This window comes from Enterobacter sp. 50793107 (assembly GCF_001463365.1).
Taxonomy (GTDB): Bacteria; Pseudomonadota; Gammaproteobacteria; order Enterobacterales; family Enterobacteriaceae; genus Enterobacter; species Enterobacter cloacae.
In genome coordinates, this window is the sequence record NZ_LNII01000157.1 from 26,455 (window position 1) to 42,633 (window position 16,179).

11 protein-coding genes and 1 pseudogene are annotated in these 16,179 nt (G+C 60.8%); 5 read left to right on the forward strand and 7 right to left on the reverse strand.

All coding sequences use genetic code 11. From position 1 onward, the window contains the following. Positions 1-10: 10 nt before the first annotated feature. Positions 11-1,621, reverse strand: a complete 1,611-nt coding sequence (gene entE, locus APU11_RS19905; RefSeq protein ID WP_058650484.1) for a (2,3-dihydroxybenzoyl)adenylate synthase EntE — start codon at positions 1,619-1,621, stop codon at positions 11-13. A 9-nt stretch (positions 1,622-1,630) separates the two neighbouring features. Further along, positions 1,631-2,806: an isochorismate synthase EntC gene (gene entC, locus APU11_RS19910; RefSeq protein ID WP_038418883.1), complete on the reverse strand. Its 1,176-nt coding sequence runs from the start codon at positions 2,804-2,806 to the stop codon at positions 1,631-1,633. A gap of 188 nt (positions 2,807-2,994) precedes the next feature. On the opposite strand from entC, the gene fepB reads away from it, so the two are divergent. Continuing rightward, entirely contained in the window at positions 2,995-3,954 is a 960-nt protein-coding gene (gene fepB / locus APU11_RS19915) for a Fe2+-enterobactin ABC transporter substrate-binding protein (protein WP_058650483.1), read from the forward strand. Positions 3,955-4,000: 46 nt separating this feature from the next. On the opposite strand, the gene entS is transcribed toward fepB, so the two are convergent. Further along, complete coding sequence (gene entS / locus APU11_RS19920; protein ID WP_058650482.1) at positions 4,001-5,248, reverse strand: enterobactin transporter EntS; 1,248 nt, start codon at positions 5,246-5,248, stop codon at positions 4,001-4,003. 108 nt (positions 5,249-5,356) lie between these two features. Between entS and fepD the strand changes: the two genes are divergently transcribed. The 3 genes from fepD to fepC are packed head-to-tail and all read left to right on the forward strand — an operon-like array spanning position 5,357 to position 8,150. Beyond that, entirely contained in the window at positions 5,357-6,364 is a 1,008-nt protein-coding gene (fepD, locus tag APU11_RS19925; RefSeq protein WP_058650481.1) for a Fe(3+)-siderophore ABC transporter permease, read from the forward strand. Next, the gene (gene fepG, locus APU11_RS19930) at positions 6,361-7,353 is read left to right on the forward strand and encodes an iron-enterobactin ABC transporter permease (protein ID WP_044158800.1); all 993 of its coding nucleotides are present in this window, start codon (positions 6,361-6,363) and stop codon (positions 7,351-7,353) included. The genes fepD and fepG overlap by 4 nt, the downstream gene beginning before the upstream one ends. Next, positions 7,350-8,150, forward strand: coding sequence for an iron-enterobactin ABC transporter ATP-binding protein (fepC, locus tag APU11_RS19935; RefSeq protein WP_058650480.1), 801 nt, complete (start codon positions 7,350-7,352; stop codon positions 8,148-8,150). Before fepG ends, fepC begins: the two co-directional genes overlap by 4 nt. 82 nt (positions 8,151-8,232) lie before the next feature. Here fepC and entF read toward each other — a convergent pair whose 3' ends face one another. Genes entF through fes form a run of 3 tightly spaced genes read right to left on the reverse strand, consistent with a single transcriptional unit; the run spans position 8,233 to position 13,641 of the window. Beyond that, positions 8,233-12,093 carry an enterobactin non-ribosomal peptide synthetase EntF gene (entF, locus tag APU11_RS19940; protein ID WP_058650479.1) on the reverse strand — a complete coding sequence of 1,287 codons (3,861 nt, stop codon included), beginning with the start codon at positions 12,091-12,093 and terminating at the stop codon, positions 8,233-8,235. Beyond that, positions 12,090-12,302 carry an MbtH family NRPS accessory protein gene (locus APU11_RS19945; RefSeq protein WP_058650478.1) on the reverse strand — a complete coding sequence of 71 codons (213 nt, stop codon included), beginning with the start codon at positions 12,300-12,302 and terminating at the stop codon, positions 12,090-12,092. Before APU11_RS19945 ends, entF begins: the two co-directional genes overlap by 4 nt. 10 nt (positions 12,303-12,312) lie before the next feature. Further along, the gene (fes, locus tag APU11_RS19950; RefSeq protein WP_155687005.1) at positions 12,313-13,641 is read right to left on the reverse strand and encodes an enterochelin esterase; all 1,329 of its coding nucleotides are present in this window, start codon (positions 13,639-13,641) and stop codon (positions 12,313-12,315) included. A 16-nt stretch (positions 13,642-13,657) separates the two neighbouring features. Here fes and APU11_RS19955 point away from each other — a divergent pair, with 16 nt between their 5' ends. Further along, positions 13,658-15,898, forward strand: coding sequence for a TonB-dependent siderophore receptor (locus APU11_RS19955; RefSeq protein WP_058650476.1), 2,241 nt, complete (start codon positions 13,658-13,660; stop codon positions 15,896-15,898). Between the two features lie 81 nt (positions 15,899-15,979). On the opposite strand, the pseudogene APU11_RS28685 reads toward APU11_RS19955, so the two are convergent. Next, positions 15,980-16,179: pseudogene (locus APU11_RS28685) on the reverse strand (IS4 family transposase); the annotation flags it as partial.

Genomic DNA, 16,179 nt, shown 5'->3' on the forward strand with positions numbered 1-16,179 from the left:
ACTCTGTTCCTCAGGCCCGGGCGCGTTCAGCGATCCACAGGCGCAACTGTTTCTTATCGACTTTGCCGACCGGCGTTAACGGCAGCGCATCCACGCTCTCCACGCGATCCGGCAGTTTGAATTCGGCAACGCCCTGCTCGCGCAGGAAGCGTCGCACCTCAACCGCGCGCAGCGGCTGTTTCACCACCAGAAACGCGCAGCTTTTCTCGCCCAACAGGCTGTCCTCCATACTCACCAGCGCGGCGTGGATCACCGCCTCATGGCGCAGCAGCAGGTTTTCGATCTCTTCAGCGGCGATCTTCTCCCCGCCGCGGTTGATCTGATCTTTCTCGCGCCCCTGCACGGTGATGTACCCCTGCTCGTCGATGGCAATCAGATCGCCGGAGCAGTAAAACCCGTTGGCATCAAAGGCGCTGGCGTTGTGTTCCGGGCTGTTGAAATAGCCGCGGAAGGTGTACGGCCCACGGGTCATCAGACGCCCTGTTTCGCCACGCGGCAGCGGGTTGCCTTGCTCGTCCGCCACCCACACTTCGTCATCCGGGCACATCGGACGGCCCTGGGTGTGGATGATGCGCTCCGGGGTATCGTCGAGAGCGGTGTAATTCACCAGCCCTTCCGCCATGCCGAACACCTGCTGTAGCTGGCAGCCAATTTCCGCCGGAATACGCGAGGCGAGCGTGGCGGAGAGGCGTGCGCCCCCCACCTGCAGCAGCTTCAGCGATTTAAGCTGCGCATTGCCCGCGCCGTCGGCAATCGCCTGCAACCACAGGCTGACCGCCGGGGGTACCAGCGAGGTGACGTTAATTTGATGGCGTTCAATCAGCGGGAAGCAGATCGTGGCGCTCGGATCGTGCGCCAGCACCACGCAACCACCAGCCATGAATACCCCTAACGAACCCGGGGAACTCATGGCGTAGTTATGGGCCGCCGGTAGCGCATTCAGATAGCGGGTATCCGCAGTAATACCGCAAATTTCGTTGCTGCGACGGATGCTGTAGTCGTAATCGTTATGCGTACGCGGGATCAGTTTTGGCGTGCCGGTACTGCCGCCTGAAAGCTGGAAGAACGCCACTTCGTCGGCAGGCGTGGGGTTGGGGATGAAATGGGCCGCCGGGTGGGCGATGGCCGCCTCCAGGGCATGTGCGCCGTTATCGCCACGTAGCAGGACAACACGCACTGAGCGATGTTCATCCACAAAACGGTTCAGGAAATCATCGCCTGCAAACAGGGCGTGCTCGCGGTCGGCAATCAGCAGCGTGGGTTTGATCTGTGCGGCGTAGGCGTTCAGCTCGTTACGTTGGTGGCTGAAAAGCGCGTTCACCGGAGCCACACCCACCTGCAGAAGCGCGAAAAAGGTGATGTAAAACTCAGCCACGTTGCCGAGCTGAACCAGCGCGGTCTCGCCACGACGCACGCCCTGCTCCTGCAGGACGGAGGCCAGGTTATTCACCGCCTGGTTGAACGCGCGCCAGGTCAGGTGACGTTCACCGTCAATAATGGCGACGGTATCTTTCTCCGCGTGGTCGGTCAGAATGTGGGTCAGCGGCAGATCCTGCCAGTAGCCTTTTTCACGGTAGCGCCGGGCAAACTCCTCAGGCCAACGGGTAAAGGGGATGGTCATGATGATTCCTCAGTGCAAACCAAAAACGTTGAGCATGGTGGAGAGCTTCACCCCGGTTTCGCGCCACTCGCCCACCGGGGAGGAGGCTGGCACAATGCCCGCACCGGCAAACAGGCGAACGCGATTTTTAAGCAGACGCGCGCAGCGGATGGTCACCACCCACTCGCCGTTGCCTTCACTATCACACCAGCCAACGATGCCGCCAAACAGTTCGCGGTCGAACGGCTCCAGCCCGGCAATCAGTTCTTTTGCCGCCTGATGCGGGAAACCGCTCAGCGCAGGCGTCGGGTGCAGCAGACAGGCCAGGGTCAGGGCGTTCTCATTTTCACGGGCCTCCCCTTCCACCGGCGTCGCCAGATGCCAGAGCGTTGGGGTGGTGATCAGCTGCGGGGAAGCTGGCATGCTGAGATGATGGCTGCGCGGTGCCAGAATGGCTTTCATCGCCTGGGTCACCAGATCGTGCTCGTGGCGATCCTTCTCGGAGGCCAGCAGCTTATTACCCGCCTCGCGATCCAGCACGTCATCCGGCTGACGACGCGCAGAGCCCGCCAGCGGCAGAGAGCTAAAGTGTGTCCCCTCTTTACGCAGCAGCAGTTCCGGGCTCGCGCCCAGCAGCACGCCGCCATCTTCCAGTGGCACATGGAAGTTGAAGCTGGCCGGATTCTGGGCGATCAGTCGCTCCATCAGCGCGCCGCTATCAATCGTTTTATCCGTCGCAATATCAATCAGCCGCGACAGCACCACTTTGTTCACCTGTGGCGTGGCGGTGAGCGCTGCCGCACGGGCAACCATCTCTTCAAACACGGGCTGCGGCGGGATCTCAGTGCGGGTTTCCACGCTCAACGCCTGGGAAGCGGAAAAATAGCGCGCGGACTGCTGACGCGCCGGGCGCGAAAAGGTCTGCCAGTGCTGCGGAATAAACAGGGATGAGGGCTTGCGGGTATCGAACGGGATGGCTCCCACCATCACGGGATGGGCAATGCCACTGGCCTTCGCGTTGCGGAAAGCCTGAGCCAGTTTCTGCTGGAAGGCCCCCGACGGGTTATCACCGCCCTCGGCGGGTTCAGAGAAACGGGAAAAACAGCCTGACGTGGTAAAACTGCGGTAAGGCGACATAAAGAAAAAGCTGTCTGATGGCAGCGTGGTCGCGGTGTGCTGAACTTCCTCAGCCAGGGACGTATCCATATCATCCTCCATAAAATGATAAAAGAAGCAATAATGATTATCATTTATATTTTCGTTGGCTAACCTAATCCCACATCGCGCCGGTGTCAACCGCAGAGCGAACATCTTGTGCGAGTATCGCTTGCATCCCCTCGCCGCAATCATGAAAATGAGAAGCATTAACTTCAAAGAGAACAGGATGCCGCGTTGTGAAATTCCCCGCCGTTTGCCGTAATGCCCTTCTTTTAACGGGATGTTTTGTTTTAGGACTAACCTCAGCCATCGCCGCCGACTGGCCGCGTCAGATAACCGACAGCCGCGGCGTGCATACCCTGGAGAGCAAACCCACGCGCATTGTCTCCACCAGCGTGACCCTGACCGGCTCATTGCTGGCGATTGACGCTCCGGTAGTGGCCAGCGGGGCGACCACGCCCAATAACCGCGTGGCGGATGCGCAGGGCTTTTTACGTCAGTGGGGTGATATTGCGAAACAGCGCAACGTGGCGCGCCTGTACATTGGCGAGCCGAGTGCGGAAGCGGTGGCGGCGCAGATGCCGGATCTGATTCTGATTAGCGCGACCGGCGGAGATTCGGCCCTGGCGTTGTACGATCAGCTCTCCGCCATCGCGCCGACGCTCATCATCAACTACGACGACAAAAGCTGGCAGGAACTGCTGAAGCAGTTAGGCACGATAACCGGACAGGAAAAACAGGCCGCCGAACGCATTGCAGCATTCGATAAACAACTCGCGCAGGTGAAACAGCAGATGACGCTGCCGCCGCAGCCGGTGAACGCCATTGTGTACACTGCCGCCGCGCACAGCGCTAACCTGTGGACCGCGGAGTCTGCCCAGGGCCAGCTGTTGCACCAGTTAGGCTTTACCCTGGCCGAACTGCCTGCCGGGCTGCACACATCAAAAAGTCAGGGCAAACGTCACGACATCATCCAGTTAGGCGGTGAAAATCTGGCTACCGGGCTGAACGGTGAAGGCCTGTTCCTGTTTGCCGGCGATCAAAAAGACGTCGAGGCGATTTACGCCAACCCGCTGCTGGCTCACCTGCCTGCGGTGAAGAATAAACGCGTATGGGCACTGGGAACGGAGACGTTCCGCCTGGATTATTACAGCGCGATGCTGGTGTTAGAGAGATTAAATGCATTGTTTAAGTAGGCATTTTCCCTCCCTCTCCCCGTGGGAGAGGGGCGGGGTGAGGGCATCAGGCCGCACCGTCGTTCAATACAACCTCCTGCCTGAACCGGCGCAATTCTGCTAATACCATTAACAGGATCCCACCTACAACGGCTAACGCAAACCCGCTGGTGCTCGCCGAAGCCACCGGTGTCATGACGGCCCCCAGCCCACCGAGGATCGCCGCGCCAATGGCATCGCCCGTCACGTTTTGCGCGGTCCACAGGCCGTTGATGCGCCCGAGCATTCCCTCCGGCGTCTGGGTCTGGATCAGGGTGTACTGCAACAGAGAACTGATGGCGCTCAGCCAGCCGAAGAGCACCAGACACAGCACACCCAGCGCCCAGACCGGCATCAGGCTGAAGAACCCCATCGCGATAAACGACGCCAGCGTCGTCAACAGCATAATCAACCCCGGACGCGCGCTCTGCGCCAGCCTGCCGCTGGTTAGCGCACCACACGCCGCGCCGAGCGGAATGGCGGCGTACAGCACGCCAATCTCTGAGGCGCTCATCTGCCACTCTCCCGCCAGCGCCGGGTACAGCACGCGTACGGCGCTCGCCATCGTCAGCAGACCACCGAGCAGCGCAATACCACCAATCAGCGGGTTGCTGAACAGAAACCGGATCGCCGCCATCAGCGATTTCAGCGGATGCTCACGCGGCTGCGGTGGCGGTGGCAGAAGCGGCAGACGCAGCAGGGTTAAGGTGGTGATAAACGTCCCCGCCGCCGCGAGGCCGTAGTTCCACGCCACGTTACCGGTGGCCAGCAGCAGGCCGCCCACCATCGGCGATATCACCGAGCCAAGACGGACGGTGAGCATGGTAATTGCCCCCGCCTGCATCAGATTCTCGCGCCCTACCAGCGCGGGCGTGGCGGCCAGCAGCGCCGTCACGCCTAACGAAGCAAAGAAACCATCCCACAGCCCGAGGGCGTAAATGGCGAGTAAGGAGGGTTCTGGCAGCATTGCGTTCAGGCACAATCCGACAAACCCCACCCCGCAGGTGCCGCGCGCCAGCAGGATCAGCTTCTTGCGTTCGTACCTGTCGGCCAGCACGCCGCCGATCATCAGACCGATAAACATCGCCCCGCCGGTTAAGGTGACCGACAGCCCGACCAGCCAGCTTGAGTGCGTCAACGTCTGGATCTGTACCGGGACGGCAACGCCGAGCAGGCCAAGGGACAAAATGGAGATAAAACGCGCGATAAACACGGCGCGATACGCCGGATGCGTCTTCAGCAGGCTGAGGTTAATCAGCCAGGATTTTTGATTCATGACAAGACCTTGAGTCTATTTCTACCCATTCCATGGGCGCACATGCTAACATAGCCAAATAAGATAGATAACGATAATCACTATCATTATCAAATCATGGATGTTGCTATGTCGTTTTCCTCTTCTTCTGCGGTGCGCGCGGTTGCCGTGCCCGTGTTATTGCTGCTGTTAATCCTTGCGATGGCGCTCAGTCTGCTGGTTGGTGCGAAACCGCTGCCCGCCTCCGTGATTGTTGATGCGCTCTTTGGTACCTGTCAGAGCGCCGACTGCACCATCGTGCTGGATGCCCGCCTGCCCCGAACCCTGGCCGGATTACTTGCCGGTGGCGCACTGGGGCTTACGGGGGCACTTATGCAAACCCTCACCCGCAACCCGCTGGCTGACCCCGGCATTCTTGGCGTGAATAGCGGTGCCAGCTTTGCCATTGTGCTTGGTGCGGCGCTGTTCGGGTTTACCTCTCCCTCAGAACAACTGGTTATGGCCTTTTGCGGCGCGCTGGCGGCCTCGCTGATTGTCGCCTTTACCGGCAGCCAGGGCGGCGGGCAGCTTAGCCCGGTACGCCTGACGCTGGCGGGCGTGGCGCTTGCCGCCGTGCTGGAAGGGTTATCTAACGGCATCGCCCTGCTTAACCCGGACGTTTACGATCAGCTCCGCTTCTGGCAGGCCGGTTCGCTGGATATCCGCACGCTGGAGACGCTTAAGGTGGTGGTCATCCCGGTGATGATTGCCGCCGCCGTGGCACTCGGTTTAAGCCGGGCGCTGAACAGCCTGAGCCTTGGCAGCGACACCGCTACCGCGCTCGGCAACCGCGTGGCGCGAACCCAGTTGACGGGATTAGTGGTCATCACCGTGCTGTGCGGCAGCGCGACGGCGGTGGTCGGCCCGATTGCCTTTATCGGGCTGATGATGCCGCATCTGTCGCGCTGGCTGGTGGGGGCCGATCACCGCTGGTCGCTGCCGGTGACGCTGCTGGCCACCCCGGCCCTGCTCTTGTTCGCTGATGTTGTCGGGCGTCTTCTGGTTCCCGGCGAACTGCGCGTTTCGGTGGTAAGCGCCTTTATCGGCGCGCCGGTCCTGATCTTCCTGGTACGACGTAAACGCGGAGGTGACGCATGATGGCCCCCTCTCGTCGTTTGATCCTCAGCGTTTCGCTTCTGGTTATCGCCATTCTGATGCTGGCGATCGCAAGCCTGTGCAGCGGCGCGGTGACGCTCGATCTGGCCCAGGTGTTTAACGCGCTCACCGGCAGCGCCCCGCGCGCTGTCACGATGGTGGTGACGGAGTGGCGACTGCCGCGCGTGGCAATGGCGATGCTGGTGGGTGCCGCGCTTGGCGTCAGCGGCGCGATTTTCCAGTCGCTGATGCGCAATCCGCTCGGCAGCCCGGATGTAATGGGTCTCAACACCGGTGCCTGGAGCGGCGTGCTGGTCGCGATGGTGCTGTTTGGTCAGCATCTGACGGCCATCACCGTGACGGCGATGACCGGCGGGATACTGACCGCGCTGGTGATCTGGCTGCTTGCCTGGCGCAACGGTATCGACACTTTCCGCCTGATCATTATCGGTATCGGCGTGCGTGCCATGCTGATGGCGTTCAATACCTGGCTGCTCTTGCAGGCTTCGCTGGAAACGGCGCTGTCGGCCGGGCTGTGGTATGCCGGTTCCCTCAACGGCCTGACCTGGGGCAAAGTCTGGCCAGCCGCGCCATTGATTCTGCTGATGTTTATCGCCGCGCTGCTGCTGGTGCGGCGCATGCGGCTGCTGGAAATGGGTGACGACAGCGCCTGTGCGCTGGGGGTCGGCGTTGAGCGTTCGCGTCTGATGCTGATGCTGGTCGCCGTGTTGCTCACCGCGGCCTCCACCGCGATTGCCGGACCCATCTCCTTTATCGCCCTTGTCGCCCCGCACATTGCGCGTCGTCTTAGCGGTACGGCCCGCTGGGGCTTAACCCAGGCGGCGCTGTGCGGCTCAATGTTACTGTTGGCCGCCGATCTCTGCGCCCAGCGGCTGTTTATGCCTTATCAACTTCCGGTGGGCGTTGTCACCGTCAGCCTTGGCGGGATTTACCTCATCGTCTTGCTCGTTCAGGAGTCACGCAAGAAATGACCGATTCAACCACCCGCTTGCGCGGCGAAAGCCTTACTCTCAGTTACGGCAAAAAAATCGTTGCCCATGACTTAACCGTCAACATTCCTGACGGCCATTTCACGGCGATTATCGGCCCGAACGGCTGCGGCAAGTCGACCCTGTTGCGCACCCTCAGTCGCCTGATGACGCCGGTTGAAGGCCACGTATTCCTCGACGGCGAGCAGATCCAGCGCTTTGCCAGTAAAGAGGTGGCCAGGCGCATCGGGCTGCTGGCGCAAAACGCCACCACGCCGGGAGACATCACGGTGCAGGAGCTGGTCTCACGCGGACGCTATCCGCACCAGCCGCTGTTTACCCGCTGGCGCAAGGAAGATGAAGACGCGGTGAACCGCGCGATGCAGGCAACGGGCATTACGGACCTCGCCCGGCAGAGCGTGGACACGCTTTCCGGCGGCCAGCGTCAACGGGCGTGGATCGCGATGGTGCTGGCGCAGGAGACCTCCATTATGCTGCTGGATGAACCGACGACCTGGCTTGATATCAGCCATCAGATCGATCTGCTCGAGTTGCTGAGCGAGCTCAACCGCACGCAAGGTTACACCCTGGCGGCGGTGCTGCATGATTTGAATCAGGCCTGCCGCTATGCCACGCATTTAATTGCACTGCGCGACGGCGAAATTGTGGCGCAGGGCGCGCCGAAGGAGATTGTGACGCCAGCGCTTATCGAGCGGATCTACGGCATGCGCTGCATGATTATTGACGACCCGGTGGCGGGCACGCCGCTGGTGGTGCCGCTTGGAAAGCATGCGCGCTGATGCCCTCACCCCGGCCCTCTCCCACAGGGAGAGGGCGCAAACCATCCCCCTCGCCGTGGGTGAGGGTTAGGGTGAGGGGAAATCACTCCCCCAACATCTTCTGCAACACCGGCCCAATCTTCTCAAACGCCTGCGGCGAAATGATGTCCACATGGGCGCAATCCTGGCTGTATACCTCCAGTTCATTTACCCACGGCGACCACGCCACCTGCGGATCTATCGTTCGCGTGCGCTCGGCAACAAACAGCGTTGCTTTCCCGTCAAACCGCGAGCTGTGCGCCGTGGTGAGCAGCCGCACCGCGTCGGCGTAGTTACCTTCAATGGCGTTGAATAGCGCGCTGGAGCCCTGCCCCTGCTGGGCGGCGATAAACGCCTGTCGCTCGCGCTCAATTTCGGCCAGCACCGCCGGGTCGAGTCCGTTGGCCTCTTTTTCCGCCCAGTTCTGGGTTTCCGGTGGCCAGGTATCCAGCAGACCCAGGAAGGCGACGGTTTCGCCCTGTTCACGCAGACGCGCAGCAATCCCCTGCGCCAGCGTGCCGCCAAGCGAGTAGCCGAACAGGTAATACGGCCCATGGGGCTGCCGGCCACGTAACGTAGTCAGATGATGTTCAATCACCCCATCCAGATCCGCACACTGCTGCATCGGCCCCTCCGGGCGCGGCGACTGAATTCCGGTAATGGACCAGCGCGGGCTAAGGTAGCGCGCCAGCACGCTGAACTGCCAGGCAAAACCGGAAGCCGGATGGAAGCAGAACAGCGTCGGGCCGTCGCTTTCGCGCAGCGGCAGCAAGGTTTCATAACCCAGACGCTGTGCCTGCTCGTCGCTTATCGGCGAATCCAGCAGAGCACTCAGCCTGCTGACCGTAGAGGCGACCATTATCTGCCCCGGCGTCACCTTGCGAGCGAACGTACGGCTGAGTTGTGCGGCCAGGCGCATCGCCAGCAGCGAGTGGCCGCCGAGGGCAAAGAAATCGGCTTCGATGTCGTTCACCGCACAGCCCAGCAAAGACGCAAACGCCTGCGAGACGGCAATTTCGGTTGCACTTTCCGGTGCGCGTCCGCTGGTTTTGCTGGTCAGCTCCGGCAGCGGCAGCGCCTTGCGATCCAGTTTGCCGTTTGCGCTTAACGGCAGCGCGCTGATTTGCAGTAACACCACCGGCACCATATGCGGCGGCAATTGCGATCTGAGTGAGGCAAGCAGCGCGTCGCGATCCAGCGGTAAACCGGATTCAGAAACCACATATCCCACCAGCTGACGGGCATCGCCGCCCGTGGCCGCCGCCTGGTTGAACACGCAGGCGTGCGCCACCGCCTGAGCCACGTCGGGCAGCGACAGCATCGCCCGGTCGATTTCGCCAAGCTCGATGCGCTGGCCGCGAATTTTCAGCTGGTCGTCGCTGCGGCCTAAATACTCCACCGCGCCGTTGTCCAGCCAGCGGGCGACGTCACCGGTACGGTACATCCGCTCGCCCGGCGCGAACGGATCGGCAATAAAGCGGCTGGCGGTGAGATCCGGACGCCCCAGATACCCCTGCGCCAGCTGAATGCCGGTGAGATAGAGATCGCCCGCCACGCCAAACGGTACCGGGCGCATCATCGCATCCAGGATCCGCAACCCGGTGTTCCATACCGGGAAACCGATCGGCACGCTGTTACCTGCAACTGCCGCCAGCTCTGGTCCAAATGCCGGATACCAGCTAACGTCCACCGCCGCTTCCGTCGGGCCGTAGAGGTTATGCAGCGGCACGTGGGTGAGCCGCTCCCATTCGCGACAAAGTTCCGTCGGCAGTGCTTCCCCGCTGCAGAATACCTGCCTGAGGCTCTTACAGCAGTCGGCGTTTTCCGGCGTCAGCGAGGCGACAAACGCCGCCAGCATCGACGGCACAAAGTGGGTGGTGGTGACGCCATAGTGCGCAAAGAAGTGCTGCATGGCCTGAGGATCACGGTGCGCGTCCGGCTCGGCCATCACCAGCTTCGCCCCGGCGATAAACGGCCACCAGAACTCCCAGACCGACACGTCAAAGCTGCACGGTGTTTTCTGCGCCACCACGTCACACGCCGTAAGCGGGTAGTGATCCTGCATCCATTTCAGACGGTTAACGATGGCGGTATGCCCGACCATTACCCCTTTCGGACGCCCTGTCGAGCCCGACGTAAAGATGATGTACGCCGTCTGCTCCGGCTTCGCCAGCCGCAGCGGTTCAGCCTCTGCAGCCGGTAATAGTGTGTTGTAACTAAACGTCCCGACGGACAGATCGCTAAAGCGCGGACGCTGTTCGTCGGTGGTGATAAGCAGCGACGGCTTCGCGTCCTCCAGCATCATCCGCAGACGATCGTCCGGGTAGCCGGTATCCAGCGGCAACCACGCGGCCCCCGCCTCCACAATGCCGTGCAGTGCTAACGTCAGGAATACCGAGCGCGGCAGCGCCACCGCCACGCTGTCGCCCGGTTTCACGCCGCGCTCACGCAACAGATGCGCCAGTGCCACCACCTGCTCGCGCATCTGGCGATAGCTGAGCTCGATGTGCGCATCCGCCAGTGCGGGCGCGTCCGGCGTTTTGCTCGCCTGTTCCGCCACCAGTTCCGCAAGCGTGGTGGACGGTAGCGCCAGCCCGGTATCGTTGATGCGTGTAAGCTGCTGGTATTCCTGCTCTGAGACCGTTTCAACCTCGCCGCAGCGCAGGTCCGGGTTAGCGGCAAATTGCGTCAACATCGCATTCAGGCGCGCCACGTGACGGGCCAGCGTGGTTTCATCGTAGCGCTGTTTATTGGCGAGGATCTCAATGCTCAGCCCCCCCTGCTCGTCCGGGAACAATGCCAGCTCCAGATCGTTCACCGGGCCGGTGGCCAGCGTGTGGGTGGTGGCCTCCACGCCGTCGATGTCCAGTTGATAATCGAATACCTTGACATTGAGCACCGGGCCGAACAGGGCTTCATCACCCGCGGCACGCCCGCTGTCGCGCACGATCTGCTCGGCGTCGTAGCGCTGGTGGCGACGCATTTTTTTCAGCTGGTTTGCCAGGCGCTGCGCCAGTTCCGGCAGGCTCTCGTGCGGATGAATGTTCACCGCCAGCGGCAGCACGTTGAGCACCGGGCCGGTCGCGGTCAGCGCAGCGGAGCCCATGCGGCGCATAAAGATAAACCCGGCGGCGTAGTCCAGCCGTCCGGTGAGACGGCCCAGCCACAGCGCCACCAGCGCAAGCGCCAGATCGGTGCGCTGTACCTGTCCTGCGGCCTGCGCAAGCTGGCTGAAGGCGCGGCCATCGGCGGCGATTTTCAGGCGCAGGATGTCGGTGGTGGCGGCACGCCCCGGCAGCGGCGCAGAGGAAAGCGAGACCGGAGAAGGAAGCTGTTTGCGCTGCTCAGCCCAGAAAGCACCGTCGCGCTGATACGCCTCGCTGTCGCGGTAGCGCTGATACTCCTCCACCACCCCGGCGAACGGCGTAAACGGGGAGTCAGGCGTGGGCTCGCCCCTCTTCCACGCGGCATAAATCGCGGCGATCTGGCGGGTAATCGCCGGGAAGCTGAAGCCATCGACCACTAAATGGTGATAGCGCTGATACCAGTACCAGTGTTGCGGACCGATCTGAATCAGCAGGTGAAACGCCAGGGGCTGACCGCTGTCGACACGAAGGTTCTGATTAAGGTCGGCGTCCATCAGCGCCACGGCGGCGTCATGGGAACCGGCATTCACGATTTCCGGTTCAGGCAGCGTCATTGATGCATCCACCCACTGCCACACCTCACCGTTATCCTCGGTGAAGCGCATGCGCAGCGTGTCGGCCTGCATCATGCCTTCGGCAATGGCTTTTGCCAGCAGCGGTGCGTCAATATCGCCTTTCAGTTCGGTGTAGTGTGCCACGCTCCAGGCGTTCGGCAGGCTGGAAAGCTGCTCCGCCATCCAGATGCCCGGCTGGGCGGCAACAAGCGGCAGACGGTTCATGCATGCTCCCCCGCATAATTAGAGGGGCTGAGCGTCTGCCAGTGTTCGGCCAGCCACTGCTGGCATGCGTCCTGCGATTGCGCGTCGCATACCACGCGCCAGCCTGCGGGCAATTCGCACTGCTGCGGCCACAGGCTGTACTGCCCCTGATCGTTACGCAAAATAGCAAACTGCCCCTGCGGATTATCGAAAGGATTGCTGAATTCCATACAGACTCCGTTAGTGAATAAGCGGCTGCCAGAGGGTCATCAGCCCCTGCGTCAGCCCACCGCGCCAGCAAAGCGCGTCGTGTCCGCCGTCAACCTGACGCCAGTAAACCTGCTGCTGTGTGTGCAGTTCGTCGTAAATGGCCTGATTCGCGCGGTAAATCAGCGGCTCGTTGCGCCCGGCCTCAAGGACGATGCGCAGGCCGCGTGCGGTTTTTTCACCCGCTTTCAGTTGCGCGATAAGCAGCCCTTCCTGCTGCCCGCCGCGATGCGGCCACCAGTAAGAGCCGGACTGGCTCAGCACGCAGCCAAAACGCTGCGGCCAGTTTAGTGCGGCATAAAGCGAGGAGAGACCGCCGAAGCTCTGGCCTGCGACCACCGTACGGTCTGCGCGGTCGCTGAATGGCGTGCATTGTTTTACAAGAGGGAGAAGTTCTTCCTGCACCGCCAGCCAGAAATCGGGGTTACAGGGCAATTCGTTATTGCGATGCGCCATATCTATCACATCGATTAAAACGTAGACGGCAGGCGGCAGTTTGCGTCCGAGGGTAAGCGCCGTCAGCGCTGGCCAGACGGGCATGCTCTCGGCCCAGAACTGGCCGTCGAGCAGCACCGCCAGCGGGCGTTCCGGATCGTCATCGCCGGTGGTAAATATCCAGACGCGACGACGATTGCCCAGCCGCTTGCTCTGCCAGTCAATGCAGACCGGCTGCCGGTATGACGTATTGGGGCGATCCCAGCCGGGCTGCACCGGAGCGTCGGGCATCTCCAGCGCAGAGACATCATGCCCTCGCCCGCCTCGCCAGCTCTGGGCATTAAGCGGGTCGGATATCGCCTGCGGCAACAGCTTGCGCCAGCCTTCGCGCAGCGCCAGGCGATCCGGCTGCTCACCGTGAAACACATCGGGTGCAAAATCGTCTGTATTCTCTGAGGGGATAAAGCAGTAGCTGCCACGCCACTGGGGGCTGAACTCGCCCTGCCATTGCCAGACGTCGGTATCCGGGATGCGTTCGAGGGATTGTGGGCGGGCATTTTTATGGTGATCGGTTACGCCGGTGATATACAGCCAGACGCGTTTCACCGCCGAGGTGTGTTGCGTTCCCGCCGGATCGCGCCACCAGAAGGTGACCCGATATTTCCCCTGTTCACGCACCCATTCCGGGCCGTTTTTCGACTGCCACCAGGCTTCACTTCCCGTTGTTAACACCGTCACCCTTCTAACCTCATGTTTAACAGTCTTTTTTGTTTCAGGACAAATTTTATTGATAATATTATTGATAACTATTTGCATTTGCAATAGCGTAATGCCCGCGCTGTGGGAAGCGCGTTCATAAGAAACCATAAAAGCGGGACATCCAATGAATAAGAAGATTCACTCTCTGGCCTTGCTGGTCAATTTAGGGATTTATGGCGTCGCGCTGCCTGCCATGGCAGACGACAATACCGCCTCCGCGCAGCATGAAGACACCATGGTGATCACCGCCGCCGAGCAGAATTTGCAGGCGCCGGGGGTTTCCACCATTACCGCCGATGAGATCCGTAAAAATCCGCCCGCGCGTGACGTGTCTGAAATCATCCGCACCATGCCAGGCGTTAACCTGACCGGTAACTCCACCAGCGGCCAGCGCGGTAACAACCGCCAAATTGATATCCGCGGTATGGGCCCGGAAAACACGCTGATCCTGATCGACGGCAAGCCGGTCACGAGCCGCAACTCGATTCGTCTGGGCTGGCGCGGCGAGCGCGACACCCGCGGTGATACCGGCTGGGTGCCGCCTGAGATGATCGAGCGTATCGAAGTGATCCGTGGCCCGGCCGCCGCGCGTTACGGCAACGGTGCGGCAGGCGGCGTGGTGAACATCATCACCAAAAAATTCGACGACCAGTGGCACGGCTCCTGGAACACCTATCTGAACGCGCCTGAACACAAGGATGAAGGTTCCACAAAACGCACCAACTTCAGCCTGAGCGGCCCGCTGGGCGGCGACTTCAGCTTCCGCATGTACGGTAACCTCGACAAAACCCAGGCCGATGCGTGGGACATCAACCAGGGCCATCAGTCCGAGCGTACCGGCGCCTATGCCAACACCCTGCCTGCAGGCCGTGAAGGGGTAGAAAACAAAGACATCAATGGCGTGGTGCGTTGGGACTTTGCGCCAATGCAGTCTCTGGAGTTTGAAGCGGGTTACAGCCGCCAGAACAACCTCTACGCCGGGGATACCCAGAACACCAACAACGACAATGCGCTGGTGAAGAAGAACTACGGTAAAGAGACCAACCGTATCTATCGTCAGAACTTCGCCGTCACGTGGAATGGCGGCTGGGATAACGGCATTACCACCAGCAACTGGGCGCAGTACGAACACACCCGCAACTCGCGTCTGGGTGAAGGGCTGGCCGGAGGAACCGAGGGGCTGTTCAACAGCGATAAATTCACCGATACCGACCTGGCCGACGTCATGCTGCACAGTGAGATCAACCTGCCGATTGATTTCATCGTCAACCAGAACCTGACGCTGGGCACCGAATGGAACCAGCAGCGCATGAAGGATTCAACCTCCTTCTCGCAAACCCTGCAGGGCGGGACCATTCCAGGGATGAGCGACGATCGCAGCCCGTATACCTCCGCAGAGATTTTCTCCCTGTTCGCAGAAAACAATATGGAGCTGACCGACAGCACCATGCTGACCCCGGCGCTGCGCTTCGACCATCACACCATCGTGGGTAACAACTGGAGCCCGTCCCTGAACCTGTCGCAGGGTCTGGGGGATGATTTCACCCTGAAGATGGGTATTGCGCGTGCCTACAAAGCACCGAGCCTGTACCAGACCAACCCGAACTACCTGTTATACAGCAAGGGCCAGGGCTGCTACGCCAGCTCTGACGGCGTGGGCTGCTACATGATGGGTAACGACGATTTGAAAGCCGAAACCAGCATCAACAAAGAGATTGGTCTGGAGTGGAAACGCGACGGCTGGCTGGCGGGCGTGACCTGGTTCCGCAACGACTATCGCAACAAGATTGAAGCGGGCTATGCGCCAATCGGCCAGACCTCCACCAGCAAAGTCACCACCGATATCTACCAGTGGGAGAACGTGCCGAAAGCGGTGGTTGAAGGCCTGGAAGGTTCCCTGAACGTGCCGGTCAGCGATACCATCAACTGGACCAACAACATCACCTACATGTTGCAGAGCAAGAACAAGGAGACCGGCGACCGTCTGTCGATCATCCCGGAGTATACGCTGAACTCTACCCTGAGCTGGCAGGTGCATCAGGATGTGTCGCTCCAATCGACCTTCACCTGGTACGGCAAGCAGCAGCCGAAGAAGTATAACTACAAAGGTCAGCCGGTGAGCGGGTCTGAGAAAGACGAGGTCAGCCCGTATAGCATCCTTGGCCTGAGCGCGACGTGGGACGTGACCAAAAACGTCAGCCTGACCGGCGGCGTGGATAACGTCTTCGACAAACGTCAGTGGCGTGCGGGTAATGCCCAGACCACCGGGAATACCTCGACGGGTGCCTATATGTACGGCGCAGGGGCTTATACCTATAATGAGCCAGGCCGCACGTGGTATATGAGCGTGAATACCCGATTCTAGGTAAAAGCAAAACGGCAACCCGTTGCCGTTTTTAGTGTTTGCTCCCTCTCCCTGTGGGCTGAGGGATCCCCAGTAATATGGTCATGCCACCATGACCATATTACTGTACTCTTTTCCCAGCTTTTTCATCTCGTTAACTATATTCAGGCGTCTCACTTTCCCGGGCTCATGCCGGATGACTTCTTCTGCCAGACTCAGGTATGACAGAACCCGTCTGTGCCTGATGCTGCTTGCCTGATAGTGCCAGTGTAAACACTGCCTTTCTGCCCTGTAACCTGCCA